This window comes from Paraburkholderia sabiae (assembly GCF_030412785.1).
Classification (GTDB): domain Bacteria; phylum Pseudomonadota; class Gammaproteobacteria; order Burkholderiales; family Burkholderiaceae; genus Paraburkholderia; species Paraburkholderia sabiae.
In genome coordinates this window covers 1536075-1554087 of record NZ_CP125295.1, presented here as the reverse complement: position 1 = coordinate 1554087, position 18013 = coordinate 1536075, and the positions used below count along the sequence as shown (strand labels likewise).

The window sequence follows — 18013 nt, the reverse complement described above, 5'->3', positions numbered from 1 at the left end:
GTGAGCGGTCAGTTGATCGGGTTGCTGCCTTGGAGCGCATCGGCGGCGCCGGGTTCATTTTTCAGCGCGGCGCGTGCTTCCCGCGCGGCGCGTCGGCGGTCGGCGAAAAATGAGCGCAGCGCAGCGCCACACTCCTCTTCGAGCACGCCGCCGATCACCGTGGTGTGATGGTTCAGTTGCGGATTGGCGAAGGCATCGACGACGCTGCCGCACGCGCCCGTCTTCGGATCGCGTGCGCCGAACACGACGCGGGCGATCCGCGCGTGCATGATCGCGCCCGCGCACATCAGGCACGGCTCGAGCGTCACGTAGAGTTCGCAGCCCGGCAGCCGGTAGTTTTCGAGTGTCTGCGAGGCGGCGCGCAACGCTGCCATTTCGGCATGTGCGGAAGGATCGTGACCGCCGATGGGATGGTTAAAGCCCTTCGCGATCACTTCGTCGCCGCGGACCAGCACTGCGCCGACGGGCACTTCGCCGGCGGCGCGCGCCTCTTCGGCGGCGGCCTGCGCGAGCGCCATGAAGCGGCGATCGCGTTCGGAAACGGCGACGGGTTGTGGTGCGGCGCCGCTCTCAGTCGAGTCGGCTTCAGCGCGCGCGGCATCCAGCAGATCGTCGGAAGAAACGGGAACAGCGGACGGCAACCCGGCCGGATCGACGCCAATGCTCACGCCGGCCCCGCGTCGGCGGCCGGTTCTTCGGCGACACGCTCCGACAGGCGCTCGGCGATCCGCCGGCAGTACTCGCGCGGCATCGTGAGCGGACCGCCGCGCAGCGATTCCAGTGCCATATCGAGCGCCAGCATCTTCGCCTGCAGACGGCACCGCGTGCTGCGGTCGCTGACGGCATCCAGTTCATTCTGCAGGTCGCGCAGCGCCCGCAGCTGCTCGACGGCAGGCGGCACAAAACCCGCATTCTTCAGAATGCGGTTCGCTACTCGAACTTCCTCGGGCACCAGTGCGTCGTCATCGAAAACCTGCGGCGCGCCCGCTCCCGGCAAATCATCGAACTCGCCACGCGCGGCGGCAGCGGCAATCCGTTGTTCGACAAGTGCATCAAGCAATTTCATTTGCAATCCACTACGTTGCGGCTCGGCCATTTTATCAGGGTGTCGCGAAATGAATTTGTCAGACGCCTAGAGGACACACCCAGGTTTAGGATTTGTCGTATGGGATAGCTTTCTCGGCCCAGATATGGTTGTCGGTTTTGCCCGCACTCGGCCCCATCATGTCTCATCACAAACTCTCACCCGCCATCGTCTCGATTCAGCCAAAACGGAGCGCGCGGCGGCATCTGCGCGGCGGATTTTCGAGCGCAGGCACTTTGCGAAAGTGCGTCATGCTCATCGCCGGCGTCGCGTTATCGATAGCGCTGTCCGGTTGCGGCGTGTTCTGCGGCATTGCGGGCGGCTTCGGTGGATTCAGCGGCTTCGGCGGCAATTGCGGCATCGGCTTTCACTTCTGATTTCCTCGCTTTCCCTCCTTACGCGCGATCGTTTCGCAAACCGTTTTTATCGGACGCGCAATTTACACACTGTTACGCGGGCCGCCCATCAATAGCGATGCGCGTTTCCCTATACTCGTCGCCGTCCACAGCTGGTGGCGCCACGACAAACACGTAACATGACCCACACCCGTTTTGCTCGCCCTCTCGTCCGAACGACGCTGCTCGCGCTCTGCGTCACGCTTCCGCTCGCAGGTTGCGTCGTGCCCGGCAACTCGCCCTATGGCTCGACTTATGGATCCCAGTACGGCTCATCGTACGGTTCGGGCTACGCGACGCAGCCTGCGTACGCGCAACCGGCGCCACCCGTTTACGCGCAGCCGCAGCAATATCAGCAGCCGTATGCACAGCAGCCGCAGTATCAACAGCCGCAGTACCAGCAACCCGGCTACGACGATCAGTCCGACTGGCAAAACAACCAGACCTATCAACAGCAGCCGCAACCGCAACAGGGCTATGGTTATGGCGAGCAATACGGCGTGGTCTCGTCGATCCAGCCGCTCGCGAATCCGGCTGCCGTGACGACGGGCGGCGTCGCGGGCACGGTGATCGGCGCAGTCGTGGGCGGCGTGATCGGCAATCAGTTCGGACGCGGCCATGGGCGCGATGCGGCAACGGCGATCGGCGTGCTGGGCGGCGCGGTCGCGGGCAATCAGCTGGGGCAGCAGGCAGGCGCATCGTCGCCGGGCGGCTACCGGATCTCGGTGCAGTTGAACGACGGCTCGACACGCGCATTCGATGTCGGCTCGCCGGGCGACCTGCATCCCGGCGATCGCGTGCGTATCGCGGGCAACCGGCTTGACCGCTATTAAGCTTTAAAGTCCTGGAACGCGCGTTGCGCTCATCCGCCGAGCGCAGCGCGCGTCAACGACACGAATGGCCTCACTCCGGCTCAACCGTTCTCCCCGGCTCATAAAACATCGCGAATAGTTCGGACTGCGATCCGACGCCGAGCTTCGCGTAAATATGCTTCTTGTGCGCGCGCACGGTTTCGAACGAGATCGACAGCTTCTCCGCAATCGCGCGCGACGAAAACCCACTCAGCGACAGCATCGCCACTTCGATTTCGCGCGCCGTCAACGCGCCGCGCCCGCTCTTGCCTGTCAGCATACCGAAGCGCGCATGCAGATCGGGCTCTTCGCTCTCCGCAGCACGCGGCACTTCTTCGACGACGAACTTCTCGAAGCGCAAGCGCTGCTGCATCAACGAGAGCACCCACGGCGAGTACAGCGTGAGCAACGCGATTTCGCGCTCGTCGTAACGGCTCGTCTTGCCAAGCGAAAAGCCCATTGTGTGATCGCGATCGATCACGACATTGAAGTGCACCTCGTCGCCGACGATGTTCTTCCTGAAGTACCGCTGATAGTACTCGGTCATGCGGAAGTTGTCGGGCGCGACGTCGGCGAGCGTGTAGAAACCTGAAGCCTGCGTTTCGAACGCAGCGAGATAGAACGGATCGAGCTGATAGAGCGCGGCCAGATAATCCTGAAACATCAGATCGACCTTGCCGTCGGGCATCGCCTGCTCGGCGAGCACGAGGGGCGCGGCATCGCGTTGAAAGCGCAACGCGACCCAGCTGTCAAAACCGACATGCCGTTCGAGCACGCGCGTGAGACGCGCCCAGAAATGCGGACCATCGAGGGCATCGATGGCCGAACCGATCTCCCGATGAAAAGCGAGATCTCGCCATTCGAAGTCCATCGTGTCCTCCGGCGAGGGTAACCCTCGTGGGTAATTTGCGGACAAAAATAATACCCCGATAATCGATCGCAATACGACAGACCGGCGCACACGCACTATTCTTCGTTGCACAAAAATGCCGCAGCGACATGCAGCCAACTGCATCGCATCAAAGTGCATACGACGCGTGAAACGCGCCACTGAAAGGCATCTGGAAGGAGGCAACATCATGCAGGTAGAACTGGCGCAACTCGCGCTGATCGACAGCGACGTCGCGCACAACACCCGCAAGGTCATCGAGACGATCGAACGCGTCGACACGACGGTCGGCACGAAGCTGATCGTGTTTCCCGAGACCACGCTGTCAGGCTTTCCGACGCGCGACAACATCGCCGATGTCGCACAGACACTCGACGGCCCGGCGCTCACCGCCGTGCGCAACGCAGCCCGCGAGAAAGGCGTCGCGGTTGCCGTAGGCCTCGCCGAACGCGACGGCTCGCAGTTCTACAACACGACCGTGCTCGTCGACGAACGCGGCGAGATTGCGCTGCGCTACCGCAAGACGCATCTGTGGGCATCGGATGTCGGCGTATTCACGCCCGGCGACCGGTTCGAAACCTGCATGTGGAACGGCCTCACGGTCGGCCTGCTGATCTGCTACGACATCGAATTCCCCGAGTCGGCGCGCGCCGTCGCCGCGCTCGACGCCGATCTGCTGATCGTCACGAACGGCAACATGGACCCGTTCGGCCCCGTGCATCGCCGCGCGATCCAGGCGCGCGCGATGGAGAACCAGATGTTCGCGCTGATGGTGAACCGCTGCGGTTCCGGCGACGACAACCTCACGTTCCCAGGCCTGTCCGCGCTCGTCGACCCGTTCGGCGAAACCGTGCTCGAACTGGGCGGCGACGAAACGGTAACGAAGGCCGATATCGACCTGAAGCGTCTCGAAGCGAGCCGCGAGCACTACAACTATCTGCACGATGCGCGCGTGCCGCTCGGTCTCGTGCCTGTCGAGCAATCGAATGGCCAACGCGCGCTGATGATCGAAGCGCGCCGCCGGCGCAACGACTAAACGCATTCAGCACTTTCGTGCAGGAAGCAACGCGTGGAGCTTGCGCTTCACGCGTGCGGGCTCACGTCCGCTGCACTAACGTTCATGCCCGTCAGAAATGCCCGTCATAAGGCATCCAAACGACATCCATATCGGCCTTCGCAGGCTCAGGAGAAATCATGCAAGCGTCGTCTTCCCATGAACCGTCGCACCTGAAGCGCACGCTCGGCTTGCCGTCCGTGCTGCTGTTCGGTCTCGCCTACATGGCGCCGCTGATCGTCTACGGCACCTACGGCGTGCTCGCCAAGGCCAGCGACGACACGGCCGCCCTAGCCTACCTGCTCGCGCTGATCGCGATCGCGTTCACAGCGCTCAGCTACGGCAAGCTCGCGCGGCTCTTTCCCGTCGCCGGTTCGGCCTACACGTATACGCGCAAGACCTTCAACGCGCATCTCGGTTTCCTGATCGGCTGGGCGACGCTGCTCGACTATTTCTTCCTGCCGATGGTGATCTGGCTGATCGGCGCCGCGTATCTGAACGCGGCGTTTCCGCACGTGCCGTCGTGGATCTGGATCGTCGCGTTCATCGTGCTGACGAGCGGTTTGAACATCGTCGGCATCGAGCTTGCGGCGCGCTTCAACATCGTGCTGATGATCGTGCAGCTCGCGATCGTCGCGATATTCGTCGCGCTGTGCTGGCACTATGCGTCGGCGGCGGCAGCGCCCGGCGGCATCGCGATGGCCGAGCCGTTCTTCAAGCCGCACGTGCCACTCGGCGCGACGATGGCGGGCGCCGCGATTGCCGCGTATTCGTACCTCGGCTTCGACGCCGTATCGACGCTGACGGAAGAAACCATCGATCCGAAAAAGAACATGCCGCGCGCGATCTTGCTGATCGCGCTGATCGGCGGCGCAATCTTCGTGATCGCGGCGTACACGATGCAGCTCGCGCATCCCGGCGTCGACTTCAAGGACACGGACTCGGCCGCGTTCGAAGTCGCGAAAATGATCGGCGGCGATATCTTCGTGACGGTGTTTCTCGCGGGTCTGATCCTCGCGCAGTTCGCGTCGGGCATCTCGGCACAGGCGAGCGTCGGGCGGCTGCTCTACGCGATGGGCCGCGACGAAATCCTGCCGAAACGCATCTTCGGTTTCATCCATCCGCGCTTCAAGACGCCCGCGATCAACATCGCGATTGCGGGCATCGTCGGGCTGATCGCGCTGAAGCTGGATGTGGCCACGTCGACGTCGTTCATCAACTTCGGCGCGTTCCTCGCGTTCACGGCCGTCAATCTGTGCGTGATCCGCGTGTATCTGTCGGGCGATCACGGCGACCGCAAGATCGGCGTGTTCGGCGGGCTGGTGTTTCCGTTGATCGGCGCTGTGTCGGATATCTGGCTGCTCGCGAGCCTCGAGAAAACCGCTCTCGTGCTCGGCGCGGTGTGGTTCGTGCTGGGTATCGCGTATCTGTGCTGGATCACGCGGCTGTTCCGCCAGGCGCCGCCTGAAGTGGCGATCTGATCCAACTTCCAGACGGGCGCTTCGCAGTGGCGAAGCGCGTCCGACGCATCTGTTTTATTGCGCTCGCGCGGGGAATTCCGCTTCGAGCGCTTCGATCAAGGTCGACAGCACGTCGACCCAGTTTCCGCGCTGCGACTGGTTGAAGATACGCATGCCCGGATACCACGGGCTATCCTTGCGCTCGCGAAGCCAGCGCCAGCAGCCGGCGTAGCGGTTCAGCAGCCACACGCGCTTGCCCATCGCGGCAGCGAGATGCGCGACCGATGTATCGACGGCAACCACCAGATCGAGCGCATCGACGAGTGCCGCCGTATCGGCGAAATCCGCGATCTCGCTCATCCAGTCGGTCATGTTCGTACGATGCGCGGCCGTCAGTGTTTTCGATTCATCGTCCGCTTTCTGCAAGCTGATCCACTGCGCACGCGGCCACGCGAGCAGACGCTCGATCTGCGCGGGCGCGATGCTGCGCATCCGATCCATATGCGCGTTGATCTTGCCGCCCGCCCAGACGATGCCGATGCGCGGCACGCCCTCCGGCGCAACCTGCGCCAGCCGTGCTCGCCAGTACGAGGCGCGTTGCGGATCGACGCGCAGATACCGATGCAGCGCCCTGTCGAGATTCTGCAAGCCGATGCCGAGCGCCATCGGCAGCGAGAGCATCGGCGAATGGCAGTCCCATTGGCTCCAGTCAGCCGGCAAGTCGTCGAACAGTTGCAAGCGCGGATAGCGCTCGCCAAACGAATCCTCGAACAGCCGCCGCAGCGACTTCGGACAGTTGAAGCCGACGGTCCCGAAGTGATCGAGCGCAAGCGGAAAGAAGCGGCTGAACTGCAACGCGTCGCCGAGTCCCTGCTCGTACACGATGAAGAGCCGCGCGTCCTGCTTCGTCGCCGGCTCGCCCAGCCATTGCGGCACGGGCAATTCGGCGGGCCGCACGCCGCGTTCGCCGCGATTGTTGCCCAGCGCGGCCCACCGATACTCGAAATGCGGCCACGCTTCTTCGTACCGTCCCACCGCGAGCATCATGTGGCCGATGTTGCTGCGCGCTTCGAGGTTCGCGGGATCGAGATCGTACGCGCGCCGATGATGCACGATCGCCGCCTCGACGTCGCCGAGCGCATTCAGCACGAGGCCGAGATTATTGTGCGCGCCGGAATGGACCGGGTTTGCCGCGAGCACGTCGCGATAGACCTGCTCGGCCGCTTCCATATCGTCGTTCAGTTGCAGCGCCACGCCGAGATTGAAGGCGAGAATCGACGTATCGATCGACATGAACGGCTCGCTGCGCGCAAGTTCGATTCCTTGCCGCGCGCTGCGTGCCCCTTCGACAAACTCGCCCGCGCGGATCTGCACGACGCTCAGGCTGTTGTAGAAAATCGGATCGGGCCGCACGCGCAGCGCGCGTTTGATCCAGTGCGCCGCGCCGCCCGGCTCTTTTGCTTCGAGCGCAACGAGGCCGCGCAGATGCAGCGCGCCCGCGTGTTCGGGCCGCGCTTGAAGGAGCGCATCGAGTTGCGTGCGCGCGCTGTCGTGCCGGTTCGAGAAAAAAGCCTGCAACGCTGCCGTGAACTGCCCGTCGATGTCTGCTTGATCTGTCATTCGATGATGTCCGTCGCCGTCGCGAAGCTGTTGCGCTGAACCGTCGGACGCTACACGACGGGCGGTCGGCCATGATCCCATCGCGTCGCCTGGCGGCTGTTAAGTTGTGTCAAGTAAGTTGTGTCAAGTCCGACCGTCGCGTCCGACCCGCTTGAAAAATAGGACAAATCCGGAACACCCGCAGCGCGGACCACGATACGCACGTTGTCAGCATCGGTGGACGGCGTAGAATACTGTACATATATACAGTGTCGCTACCTGTCATGGAACTGCTCAAAAAGCTCGAAATTCTCGCCGACGCAGCCAAGTACGACGCTTCGTGCGCGAGCGGCGGCGCGCCGCAGCGCAGTTCGCGCGGCACAGACGGGCTCGGCGCGAGCACGGGTTCGGGTATCTGCCACAGTTTCACGCCCGATGGCCGCTGCGTGTCGCTGCTGAAAATCCTGCTGACCAACTTCTGCCTGTACGACTGCCAGTATTGCGTGAACCGGCGCACGAGCAACGTACCGCGCGCACGTTTCACGCCCGAGGAGGTCGTCAGCCTCACGCTCGATTTTTACCGGCGCAATTACATCGACGGCCTGTTTCTTAGTTCGGGCGTGATCCAGTCGTCGAACTACACGATGGAGCAACTGGTGCGCGTCGCGCAGTCGCTGCGCGACGAACATCAGTTCCGCGGCTACATCCATCTGAAGACGATTCCCGACGCCGATCCCGTGCTGATCGCACAAGCGGGACGTTACGCGGACCGGTTGAGCGTCAATATCGAACTGCCGACGGAAATCGGCCTCGAACGGCTCGCACCCGAAAAGAGCGCGCGCACGATCCGCCTTGCGATGGGGTCGATCCGCCTCGCGCACGACGAGGCCGAGAGCGACGCGAAAGCGCCGCGCTTCTCGCCCGCCGGGCAAAGCACGCAGATGATCGTCGGCGCGGACGAGGCAACCGACAGCACGATCCTGCAAACGGCCGAAACGCTGTACGGCTCGTACCGGCTCAAGCGCGTCTACTACTCCGCGTTCAGCCCGATTCCCGACAGCCCGACCGCGCTGCCCGCCAAGGCGCCACCGCTGCTGCGCGAGCATCGGCTGTATCAGGCGGATTTTCTGCTGCGCGGCTATGGATTTCGCGTCGACGAACTGTTTGCGCAACCGGGCAATCTCGCGCTCGATATCGATCCGAAGCTCGCGTGGGCGCTCAATCATCGCGACAGTTTTCCCGTCGATCTGAATCGTGCTCACGCGCGCATGATCGCGCGCGTGCCGGGCATCGGCATGCGCAACGCGAAGCGGCTGGTGGAGTTGCGGCGCTCGCGGCGCATCCGCTATCAGGATCTTGTGCAGTTACGCTGTTCGATGGACAAGACGAAGCCTTTCGTCGTGACGGCCGACTATCGTCCGGCGCAAGGCGACGTGTCGACGGAACGCTTGCGCCACGCGTTGACGCCGCCGCCGACGCAGTTGTCGCTGCTTTGACGTCGGGCGTTCGCGTATGCACATCGTCGTCGCGATCGAAGACACGTTTGCCTCGTGGCGCGAAACAGCGCTCAAGGCATTGGCACAACATGTCGCGCCCGAGGTGATCGACTGGCGCATTGCGGGCGGCGAAAACAATCATGTTGACAGTCATACGCTGTTCGACGGTGATGCCGTTGCGTCGTTTGCATCGACTGCGCCCGCCGAAGTGCGCATTTCTCGCGATCTCGCAGAACTGCTGAAAGATGCCGCGCTCTATCGCGATACGACCCGCTGGGCGTTTCTGTATCGCGTGCTCTGGCGTTGGCATGGCGGCGACCGCGCCGTCGCATCGCCCGCCGATGCGGACGGCGCGCGGCTCTACAAGATGGCCAAGGCCGTGCGGCGCGCGAAACACGACATGATCGCGTACGTGCGCTTCCGGCTGCGCGATGCGAGCGACGCCGAGCCCGCGCCTGATCTGCCCGAATACGTCGCGTGGTACGAGCCGGAGCACGATGTGCTCGCGTGGTCGGCCGAACATTTCGCGCGGCGCATGGGACGCTCGACGTGGCTCATCTCGACGCCGGACGGCGCGGCATGGTGGGACGGCAACGCACTGCGACTCGAACGCCGCTCGACGCGATCGACACGATCCGGCGATCACGTCAGCCCCACCGCCGACGAAGCCGAAGCGCTCTGGCTCGCCTACTATCGCAGCACGTTCAACCCGGCGCGCCTGAACGAAACCGCGCTCGAACAACACATGCCCGTACGCTTCTGGAAAGGCTTGCCTGAAGGCCGGCTGATTCCGTCGATGATCAGCGAAGCAAAAAGCGGCGCGCAGCGTGTCGCGCAGGCAAGCGGCGTCGGCGTGCTTGGCGGCAAGAGCGTGCCCGTCGATGCACAGAGCGCGCAACCCGCGCGCCAGCAACCTTCGACGCTCGATGCGTGCCGGCGCTGCGAACTATGGCGGCACGCGACGCAGGCCGTCGACGGCATCGGTCCCGCCGATGCGCGCATCATGCTGATCGGCGAACAACCCGGCGATCAGGAGGATCTCGCGGGCAAGCCGTTCGTCGGACCCGCGGGCCGGCTGCTCGATATCGCGATCGAGCGCGCGGGTCTGTCGCGCGACGATCTCTATCTGACCAACGCCGTCAAGCATTTCAAATGGATGCTGCGCGGCAAGCGGCGTCTGCACAAGACGGCGGCGCAGCAGGAAATCGACGCGTGCGGCTATTGGCTCGAACGCGAACTCGATCGCGTAAAACCGGCTGTCGTCGTCACGCTGGGCGCGACGGCGTTGGGCGCGTTGCTGCACGAGAAAATCAGCCTGAGCGACTGCATCGACCGGACACTCGATGTAGACGGCATGCAGGTGATTGCGACCTGGCACCCGTCGTATGCGCTGCGGCAGCAACACGACGATGCGCGCGAGCGCGTGCTGGCGGCGATCACTGCGGCGCTGACGCGGGCGCGCGAACTGGCAGATGCGCTGCGGAAACGGCAGCACGCGTCGCACTAGAGTTTCGTCGGCGAATGCGCGAGCATGGACTCACGCCACGGACGAAATGCCATGCGGACTCTGCTCGAAACCCTGCGGCTGCGCCTCGAACCGTTCGACGAAACGCATTTCGCCGGGCTGCTCGCGCTCAATTCCGATCCTGTCGTCATGCAGTTTCTCGGCGACGGTTCGCCCGCGACTGCAGTGGAAGTCCAGGCGAGCATTGCGTCGGCAAAAGAGCGCTGGGAGCGGTTCGGTTTTTCGTGGTGGTCGATCATCAGGCAGGACAGCGACGAGATCATCGGCGCGGGCTGCGTTCAGCACATCGAAAACGAGCCGGGTAATCCCGTCGAAATCGGCTGGCGCCTGAAGCGCGATCATTGGGGCCACGGCTACGCGACGGAAGCCGCGCGCGCGATGATCGCGTTCGCTTTCGATGTTCTCGGTGTTGCAGCGATTCACGCGACGACGCATCCGTCGAATGAACGATCGATCAATGTGATGAAGCGACTGGGGATGCGGAGTCTTGGGTTGCAGCCTTATTACGGGAGGTTGGTGGCGGTGTATGTGCTGGAGCGGTGAACGCGCTTTGGACAGCGGGGAATCGCGATAAAAAAGGGCGCCGCAGCGCCCTTTTCTTTATTCCCACTCGATTGTCAACCTAATGGCCGGACCCTTGTGGGGACGGGATTCCCACCGGCTCTGCTGACGTCGATACCGTCAGCGATACCGGAAATTGTGCCCGGCAGTTGACGGTTGTGGTCGGAACGCACCGGAGGATCAACGCCCACTTTGTTTGAAAATCGCGGACACTCACCGTCTCTTCACGATTCGTAGGCGCGATACCGTCGCTGATACCGTCAGCCTCTTTCGAACGCGCTCCTCGATACCATCACACTACAGCAGACGAGGGGATGAAGTCAGGAAAGATGGCTGGACAGACGACCGATCGCATACGCCCACGCAAGCGAAGCGCGCAGACCCGGATCGGGAAGCCGGGCTGCACGCATCAGGGATGAACCCAAAGGGCCGCGACTTGGCACGAGGCGCAGGATGCAGCCCACAAGCGCGACGGCGGTACACCGGGACGCACGAATTCAGAATTTTCGGGAAAGACGACGTTCGACGTATAGTGACCGTTGTCGGCTGGCTGTCGGGTTACTGTCGTGTTGCCCTTTTCTCTCGCTGCTCATACTCGCCACATCAACCAACCGATGGAGGCACGCATGAACACTACCGAACAGTCCCAGCAAGCTCGCCTGTTGACTCCCAACGAACTGGCGCTCCTGATCAAGGTATTTCGGGAGATGCGTCAGTGGTCACAAGAGCAATTGGCCGCCATCTCGGGGCTCAATGTCCGCACGATCCAGCGAGCCGAAAAAGGTGGGCCCGCCAGTCTCGATACGCGCCGTGCGCTCGCCCGTGCCTTTGAATTTGAGGACATCGACGCCCTGAGTAAACCGTTCACGATTCCGACGGAAGATGAGCTCAAGGCAGCCAAGGAAAAATTCGATCGAGAGAACATCACACTGACGGCGACCCCACTGACCACAGGGAAACAACTGGCCAAACTCGCCGAGTCCTGCACGATGGATTTGTCCGAGCCAGCGTTCGCGCTGACACGCGAAGCGGATGAAGCGTTCGCAACGCTCGTCGATTATTTTCGTGACTATCGGGATTGTGCCGACGCCTACATGGAAATGCAGAAGTTCGAGGTGTACGACGAGATGCAATCCGGCATCGACACGCTGCGAGCACTTGGTGTCTCGTTGTGCTACGCCATCCGGAAGGTGCAGGTGAAATGGGGCATGGGCTCAGACACCAAGCCGATGCCTGCCACCGTACTCTATGTGGTGGCCTTTCCTCTCGGCAAAGAACCTGAGCAGTTCGCAACACCCAAATCCGGCGGCATCAGGTTATAGCCTACGGTTGGCCAAGGAAGGCGATTTTTCACTGCGCAGTAAATATTGCAATTTCAGGAAATATTCAGTATCATACGCATCTTTACTGAACAGTAAAGAACGTCCTTGCCATGCTTGAGTCTCCTCTGAGCGAAAGACAGCTCATCACCCGGTTCGTGGACACGCTACAGGAGCTTCCGGAAGTGGAAGCCACCCTCGAACACTGGGAGCCCGTGGCCAAGCTCGGCGACCGCGGATATGACGCGCAGGTCGATCTGTGCGTCGCGGGCAAGTCCTTCGTCTTGCTGATCGAGGCCAAGAAAGCCGTCTTTCCCCGAGATGTCCGTCAAGTAATCTGGCAGCTCCGAGAAGCGAGTCACAGACGACCTGCCGAGCAAGGACAACCGCCCGTGCCGCTCCTCGTCGCCGAGTCTCTCTCCCCCGGCGCGAAGGAACTGCTGAAAAGCGAGCGGGTCGGCTACTACGACAGTGGTGGTAGTCTGTACCTGCCTGCGCCCGGGGCGTACCTCTACATCGACAAACCGCCCCCCAAGTCCCTCACGAAGTCCGTGCGCACGCTGTTTACCGGACGGCGCGCTCAAGTGCTTCACGCCTTGTTGGTAAAGCTTCAGGACTGGTTTGGAGTCACGGAACTGGCATTGCAGGCGATGGTGTCGCCCGCCACCGCCTCGCAAGTGCTGACCGAACTGGAGCGCTTCGACTGGCTGGTGGCACGCGGGCAAGGCCCGAGCAAAGAACGCCATCTTCGCGAGCCGACGGCCTTGCTGAACGCCTGGGCCAAGCAGCTCGCAACCGCCCGTCCGCCGGCCCTGCGTCGGTACTACGTGCCTGGCACGAAAGCAGACACGCTGGCGGCGCGGATCGGTCAGGTCTTCGACGCGCACGACGTCCAGTACGAGGTCAGCTACGAAGCCGCCGCGCAGCGCTATGCGCCATTCCTTTCCAACATCTCCCAGGTGCGCGTGCGCGTGCTGATCGACGCGAACGCCGATGCCGCTATCGGTGACCTGGGCGCGCGCGTCGTCAATGAAGGCGCCAACTTGGGCATCATTGATGCCAAGTCGCCGGGCGAACTGTTGTTTCGCGACAGGGTCGATGGCCTGTGGCTGGCCAGCCCCATCCAGATCTATCTCGACCTGTTGCGCGGCGAAGGCCGCTCCAAAGAAATGGCCGAGCACTTCCGCAAAGAAAGGATCGGCTTCTGATGGCCAAGCCCGCAACGCTCGATGGTTACAGCGACCAGTACACGGTGGACTGCGAACGTGTCCTCGTGACGCTGCTGCGTGGTCTCGGGCCGTGGAAGGATTCGGTCTACCTGGTCGGCGGACTCACACCGCGGTATCTCGTCGCCGCGCGGCCGCCTGTGGTTCCGGCGCACGCAGGTACGCTGGATGTGGACGTCGTGATCGATCTGCAAATCCTGGCGGACACCGAGGCATATCACACGCTGGAGGACAACCTCAAGAAGATGGGATTCGAGCGCGCCGAGAACGAAGCTGGGAAGAAACTCTCGTGGCGCTGGCAGACCCGCACCGAACACGGCGCGCTGATGATCCTGGAACTACTGGCGGACGCGCCGGATCTCGCCGGCGGCAAGGTACAGCCCTTGCCGACCGAGGGAACGATCTCGGCCCTGAATATCCCACACTCGTCGATCGTCTTCGATCTGCATCAGGTCACCGAAATCCAGGCGGAACTGCTGGGCGACAACGGCGTCGCCACCGAGAAGATCAAGCATGCCAATCTCGTCAGCTTCACCTGCCTGAAGTCCTTCGCGTTCGACCAGCGATTCGAGCGCAAAGACGCGCACGACCTGATCTACTGCATCGAGCACGCGCCCGAAGGCATGGACGCTGTGGCCGAAACATTCCGCAAAGAGCGATCTGGCAAGCACGGCGCTGTCATCGAGGCCTCGCTGGCGATTCTGCGTAACCGCTTCACCAACGACGAGAAGACGGAGGGCTATCGCAAAGACGGCCCCGTTTCGGTTGCCAAGTTCGAGCTGGGCGAAGGCGATGACCCTGAACAACGCGAAGCGCGGGCATTGCGGCAGCGTCAAACCAGCGACGTGATCGAACAACTCCTTGCACGAATCGGATAAGGGGACATGCATGGCGATCAAAGCGATCTTAGTAGGCATCAACAAGCATCTCGATAGCTCCATACCCGAATTGAGCGGAGCGCGCCGTGACGCGACAGCGTTGTGGGCGTTGTTCACCGATACGATAGAAGGCCTGAGTGCACGTCTGCTGGTAGACGAAGCCGCGACGCACACGGAAGTATCAAGCGCCATGCTCGGAACCTTGGCTGCCGCGAGCGCGGACGACGTGGTGGTCATCGCGTTCGCCGGGCATGGCTCTCCAGACGGCAACCTGGTGCTGTTCGACACGAACGCGAGTGACCTCGCGGGAACGGCTCTATCGATGGCCGGTTTGGCGGATGCATTCAAGGCAACGAAGGCTCGTGCCGTCCTGTGTATTCTCGACTGCTGCTTTAGCGGTCAAGCGCCGGCGCGCGTGCTGGAAACGGCAGCGCGCCCTCGCAGTGCGTTCGCGCTCACCGGCATTTACGGTGAGGGACGCATCCTGCTGGCCGCCTGCGCAACCAACGAATCCGCATGGGAGCAACCGGGAACCGGGCACGGGCTACTTACACATGCGGTGATCGAGGCCTTGACCGGCGATGCCGGCGAATCGGTCAGCTTCCCCGAGATCGCGGGCGAGATCATCCGATTGGCACGGGTGGAGGCCGAACGCATCAGCGTCACGCAAACGCCCGTGTTCCTGGGCAATGTTCAGGGCGGCCTGACGTTCCCGGTTCTCAAGCGCGGTGACAACTATGCCGCGGCCTTTCCCGCCAGAGCCGTGCAGCAGATGTCCGGATCGTTCGCGGAGTTTTCTGCGCACGGCTTTCCGCCCGAGATCGTCGAGCGATGGTCAGCAGACTTTCCGAAGGGCCTCAACACGCTGCAGCTCAAGGCCGTCAACGAGTTCGGCGTGCTCAGCGGCAATTCCTTGTTGGTCGTTGCGCCGACGAGTTCAGGCAAGACCTTGGTCGGCGAGGTGGCGGCGATTCAGGCGGTCACCGCCGGCAAGAAGGCGGCGTTCCTATTGCCCTATCGCGCCCTGGTCAACGAAAAGTTCGAGGAGTTCACCGAGCGCTATGCGGCAGCAGGACTGCGCGTAGTCCGTTGCAGCGGCGATGCCACGGACGGCATTGGGCCCGTGCTGGCCGGGCGCTATGACCTGGGCTTCTTCACCTACGAGACCTTTCTTAACCTCGCCCTCGGCTCGCCACGGCTTCTGACGCAGCTCGGCCTGGTGGTACTAGACGAGGGGCAGTTCATCACCGACCCGCAGCGCGGCATCACGGTCGAACTGATCTTCTCGCTGCTCTTGCGGGCACGCCAGCGGAGTATCGAGCCACAGCTGGTGATCCTGTCGGCGGTCATCGGCAATCTGAACAGCTTCGACCGCTGGCTCGACATTCCGCTCCTACTGTCACGCGAGCGGCCCGTGCCGTTGATCGAAGGCGTGCTCGACCGCCGCGGAACATTCCAGTACGTCGATACCGATGGAAGCACGAAAACCGAGGCTTTGCTGCCTTCGCACCGCATCGTGCAGCGCCGGGACAAACCCAGTTCCCAGGATGTGATCGTGCCTCTGGCCCAGAAACTGGTGGGACAGGGCGAGAAGCTGCTGATCTTTCGCAACATGCGTGGCCCAGCCCAAGGTTGCGCGAAGTATCTCGCCAAGGAACTGGGTCTGCCACCGGCAACCGCCGTCCTCGACGTTCTGCCGACCCAGGATCTGACTGGCGCCTCACAGGACTTGCGGGAATGCCTAAGCGGAGGCACCGCGTTTCACAACACCAACTTGCTGCGGGCGGAGCGAGAGGCCGTTGAGAGAGGGTATCGTAGCGCCACGGGTGGCATTCACGCGCTGGTCGCCACAACGACTCTGGCGGCCGGCATCAACACGCCGGCATCGACGGTCGTGCTCGCGGAAAACGAGTTCGTCGGTGAAGACGGCCGGCAATTTACCGTGGCCGAGTACAAGAATATGGCGGGTCGTGCCGGACGGCTGGGCTTCAACGAAATTGGCAAGGCAATCATCCTGGCGGAAACGCCAATGGAACGTGCGCAGCTTTTTCAGCGCTACGTGCTGGGGGTGCCTGAGGACGTGAAGTCCTCCTTCCAGCAGCGCGACCTGCCGACATGGACGTTGCGCCTGCTTAGCCAGGTGCGCGGCGTTCGCGCCAATGAGATTCCGGGGTTGCTGGTCAACACGTTCGGAGGATATTCGGCGTCGCGCGCGAATCCGCAGTGGGTCGCGATGGTGGAGCGGGACATAAACACGCTGGTTGATCGCCTCCTGCAGGCGGGACTGGCCGAGCGCGAAGGCGATCTCATTCACCTGACGCTGCTCGGGCGCGCCTGCGGCTCCTCGTCCTTGTCATTCGAGTCGAGCTTGCGCCTGGTCGAGTTGATGGGACACCTGAACGTAGCGCAGACGCCGCCCGGCCACATCCTCGCGATGGTGCAGGTATTGGATGAACTGGACGCCATCTACACGCCAGTCATGAAGAGGGGGCAATCGGAGAGCGTGCGCGCTGGCGAGGCAGCGCAGCGCTTCGGGCATGAGATGCCTCAAATGCTGCAGCGGTATTGTCGCGACCAGATCGAGTTCTGGGCTCGCTGCAAGCGCGCGGCGCTGCTTCATGACTGGATCGAGGGGACGCCCGTTGACGTGCTGGAGAAGCGCTACTCCACCACGCCATTTGCCGGGGCCATCGGCTACGGAAACATCATCGGCATTGCCGATGCGACGCGCTTTCACTTGCGCTCCGCACATCAGATTCTCGCAACGCTCTTTCCAGATCAACCTGATTTCCTGAAGAGCCTGGACGAGATTCTTCAGCGGCTCGAATTCGGGTTGCCCTCCGCCGCCCTACCCCTTACGAAGGTTTCGATGCGGCTGACACGCGGCCAATGCCTGGAGTTGCTGTCTATCGGTGTTCGCAACGAGGATGACCTGAAAAATCTGGACGAAGACCGACTTCGCTGCTGCGTGGGAACAGGCACAGCCACACTATTGCGTCCGAGGAGTGATGCGACCGGCGTTGGCGCATGAACGGTGACTGCGCCACGTATTCAATGGCCGCGGAGTATCTCAAGATCGCTTTCCGGCGCAGCTACCCGTTGTTCGACAAGATTGCTTGCTTCGTCAACGCGCACTGGTCCATCGGATTGCCCGAAAGGGCCGTAAATTTCCGACGCCTTTCGTTCGACGTGGACGACGGAAAAGCAAAGTCATCGCTCAACGTGCGCGCACGGTTCGACGCCTCCCGAAACGGGCGCAGCGCGGTCCGTTCTCGCTATCCAGAGATCTGTCTGCGCCGGATCTTCAAGTCGTTGCGCAACCCGATGCGGAGGAGCTTGCCGACATCCGTAACCATCTTGAACACAAGCATCTCAAACTTGTCGAGATGCTTGTGTCCGACGATGGACGGCGGACTCTATGCGGATCATCTCACTCACATCGCCGAACTGAAGGAGTTCGAGGCGATGACGTTCCGCATTGTGTGGCTCGCAAGATCGGCTCTCATCCACCTTGGCCGGGCTATGCTTATCGAAGAGCGGCACCAGGCCAAAGATGGCGATAGATACTTTCCAATTGAAACAACGTTGATACCCGATGAATTGAAATGGTGAGCATCGGAGTTCGACGTTCCGCTTGATGACATCGTAGAATGATTCCTGCTGTGCGACATGCCTC

At 62.4% G+C, this 18013-nt stretch carries 16 protein-coding genes; 12 read left to right on the top strand and 4 right to left on the bottom strand.

Annotation, left to right across the window (positions count from 1 at the left end; translation table 11 throughout):
• Positions 1 to 8: 8 nt before the first annotated feature.
• Both tadA and QEN71_RS06990 read right to left on the bottom strand, forming a co-directional pair.
• Positions 9 to 668 carry a tRNA adenosine(34) deaminase TadA gene (gene tadA / locus QEN71_RS06995; RefSeq protein ID WP_201656134.1) on the bottom strand — a complete coding sequence of 220 codons (660 nt, stop codon included), beginning with the start codon at positions 666 to 668 and terminating at the stop codon, positions 9 to 11.
• The gene (locus tag QEN71_RS06990) at positions 665 to 1066 is read right to left on the bottom strand and encodes a DnaJ family domain-containing protein (protein WP_201656131.1); all 402 of its coding nucleotides are present in this window, start codon (positions 1064 to 1066) and stop codon (positions 665 to 667) included. Before QEN71_RS06990 ends, tadA begins: the two co-directional genes overlap by 4 nt.
• Before the next feature lie 269 nt (positions 1067 to 1335).
• On the opposite strand from QEN71_RS06990, the gene QEN71_RS06985 reads away from it, so the two are divergent.
• Together QEN71_RS06985 and QEN71_RS06980 are read left to right on the top strand one after the other, a co-directional pair.
• Entirely contained in the window at positions 1336 to 1461 is a 126-nt protein-coding gene (locus tag QEN71_RS06985) for a hypothetical protein (RefSeq protein ID WP_267909733.1), read from the top strand.
• Between the two features lie 158 nt (positions 1462 to 1619).
• Entirely contained in the window at positions 1620 to 2312 is a 693-nt protein-coding gene (locus tag QEN71_RS06980) for an outer membrane lipoprotein (RefSeq protein WP_201656128.1), read from the top strand.
• Positions 2313 to 2382: 70 nt separating this feature from the next.
• Here QEN71_RS06980 and QEN71_RS06975 read toward each other — a convergent pair whose 3' ends face one another.
• On the bottom strand, positions 2383 to 3201 hold the full coding sequence (locus tag QEN71_RS06975; protein ID WP_201656125.1) for a response regulator transcription factor: 819 nt from the start codon (positions 3199 to 3201) through the stop codon (positions 2383 to 2385).
• Between the two features lie 208 nt (positions 3202 to 3409).
• Between QEN71_RS06975 and QEN71_RS06970 the strand changes: the two genes are divergently transcribed.
• Both QEN71_RS06970 and QEN71_RS06965 read left to right on the top strand, forming a co-directional pair.
• Positions 3410 to 4255, top strand: a complete 846-nt coding sequence (locus QEN71_RS06970; protein ID WP_201656122.1) for a carbon-nitrogen hydrolase family protein — start codon at positions 3410 to 3412, stop codon at positions 4253 to 4255.
• A 158-nt stretch (positions 4256 to 4413) separates the two neighbouring features.
• A complete protein-coding gene (locus QEN71_RS06965; RefSeq protein WP_201656119.1) occupies positions 4414 to 5754 on the top strand; it encodes an APC family permease in 1341 nt (446 codons plus the stop codon).
• 54 nt (positions 5755 to 5808) lie between these two features.
• Here QEN71_RS06965 and QEN71_RS06960 read toward each other — a convergent pair whose 3' ends face one another.
• Positions 5809 to 7353 carry a tetratricopeptide repeat protein gene (locus QEN71_RS06960; RefSeq protein WP_201656116.1) on the bottom strand — a complete coding sequence of 515 codons (1545 nt, stop codon included), beginning with the start codon at positions 7351 to 7353 and terminating at the stop codon, positions 5809 to 5811.
• 263 nt (positions 7354 to 7616) lie between these two features.
• On the opposite strand from QEN71_RS06960, the gene QEN71_RS06955 reads away from it, so the two are divergent.
• The 8 genes from QEN71_RS06955 (at position 7617) to QEN71_RS06920 (ending at position 17949) form a co-directional block, all read left to right on the top strand.
• The gene (locus QEN71_RS06955; protein ID WP_201656113.1) at positions 7617 to 8828 is read left to right on the top strand and encodes a putative DNA modification/repair radical SAM protein; all 1212 of its coding nucleotides are present in this window, start codon (positions 7617 to 7619) and stop codon (positions 8826 to 8828) included.
• Between the two features lie 16 nt (positions 8829 to 8844).
• Positions 8845 to 10335 (top strand): UdgX family uracil-DNA binding protein, encoded by a 1491-nt coding sequence (locus QEN71_RS06950; protein WP_201656110.1) that lies wholly within the window; start codon positions 8845 to 8847, stop codon positions 10333 to 10335.
• 51 nt (positions 10336 to 10386) lie between these two features.
• Complete coding sequence (locus tag QEN71_RS06945; RefSeq protein WP_201656107.1) at positions 10387 to 10896, top strand: GNAT family N-acetyltransferase; 510 nt, start codon at positions 10387 to 10389, stop codon at positions 10894 to 10896.
• A 644-nt stretch (positions 10897 to 11540) separates the two neighbouring features.
• A complete protein-coding gene (locus tag QEN71_RS06940) occupies positions 11541 to 12236 on the top strand; it encodes a helix-turn-helix transcriptional regulator (RefSeq protein WP_201656104.1) in 696 nt (231 codons plus the stop codon).
• Between the two features lie 182 nt (positions 12237 to 12418).
• A complete protein-coding gene (locus tag QEN71_RS06935; protein ID WP_307792575.1) occupies positions 12419 to 13441 on the top strand; it encodes a hypothetical protein in 1023 nt (340 codons plus the stop codon).
• Positions 13441 to 14337 (top strand): antitoxin, encoded by an 897-nt coding sequence (locus tag QEN71_RS06930; protein ID WP_201656098.1) that lies wholly within the window; start codon positions 13441 to 13443, stop codon positions 14335 to 14337. The genes QEN71_RS06935 and QEN71_RS06930 overlap by 1 nt, the downstream gene beginning before the upstream one ends.
• A gap of 10 nt (positions 14338 to 14347) precedes the next feature.
• Positions 14348 to 17368 (top strand): DEAD/DEAH box helicase, encoded by a 3021-nt coding sequence (locus tag QEN71_RS06925; RefSeq protein WP_201656095.1) that lies wholly within the window; start codon positions 14348 to 14350, stop codon positions 17366 to 17368.
• Positions 17365 to 17949: an LA2681 family HEPN domain-containing protein gene (locus QEN71_RS06920; protein ID WP_201656092.1), complete on the top strand. Its 585-nt coding sequence runs from the start codon at positions 17365 to 17367 to the stop codon at positions 17947 to 17949. The genes QEN71_RS06925 and QEN71_RS06920 overlap by 4 nt, the downstream gene beginning before the upstream one ends.
• The last annotated feature ends 64 nt before the right edge of the window (positions 17950 to 18013 follow it).

Coding starts and splice junctions, on each gene's coding strand:
- QEN71_RS06940 (WP_201656104.1), top strand. CDS start 11,541: ATGAACACTACCGAACAGTCCCAGCAAGCTCGCCTGTTGACTCCCAAC.
- QEN71_RS06945 (WP_201656107.1), top strand. CDS start 10,387: ATGCGGACTCTGCTCGAAACCCTGCGGCTGCGCCTCGAACCGTTCGAC.
- QEN71_RS06920 (WP_201656092.1), top strand. CDS start 17,365: ATGAACGGTGACTGCGCCACGTATTCAATGGCCGCGGAGTATCTCAAG.
- QEN71_RS06970 (WP_201656122.1), top strand. CDS start 3,410: ATGCAGGTAGAACTGGCGCAACTCGCGCTGATCGACAGCGACGTCGCG.
- QEN71_RS06985 (WP_267909733.1), top strand. CDS start 1,336: ATGCTCATCGCCGGCGTCGCGTTATCGATAGCGCTGTCCGGTTGCGGC.
- QEN71_RS06960 (WP_201656116.1), bottom strand. CDS start 7,353: ATGACAGATCAAGCAGACATCGACGGGCAGTTCACGGCAGCGTTGCAG.
- QEN71_RS06965 (WP_201656119.1), top strand. CDS start 4,414: ATGCAAGCGTCGTCTTCCCATGAACCGTCGCACCTGAAGCGCACGCTC.
- QEN71_RS06925 (WP_201656095.1), top strand. CDS start 14,348: ATGGCGATCAAAGCGATCTTAGTAGGCATCAACAAGCATCTCGATAGC.
- QEN71_RS06990 (WP_201656131.1), bottom strand. CDS start 1,066: ATGAAATTGCTTGATGCACTTGTCGAACAACGGATTGCCGCTGCCGCC.
- QEN71_RS06975 (WP_201656125.1), bottom strand. CDS start 3,201: ATGGACTTCGAATGGCGAGATCTCGCTTTTCATCGGGAGATCGGTTCG.
- QEN71_RS06955 (WP_201656113.1), top strand. CDS start 7,617: ATGGAACTGCTCAAAAAGCTCGAAATTCTCGCCGACGCAGCCAAGTAC.
- QEN71_RS06950 (WP_201656110.1), top strand. CDS start 8,845: ATGCACATCGTCGTCGCGATCGAAGACACGTTTGCCTCGTGGCGCGAA.
- QEN71_RS06930 (WP_201656098.1), top strand. CDS start 13,441: ATGGCCAAGCCCGCAACGCTCGATGGTTACAGCGACCAGTACACGGTG.
- QEN71_RS06980 (WP_201656128.1), top strand. CDS start 1,620: ATGACCCACACCCGTTTTGCTCGCCCTCTCGTCCGAACGACGCTGCTC.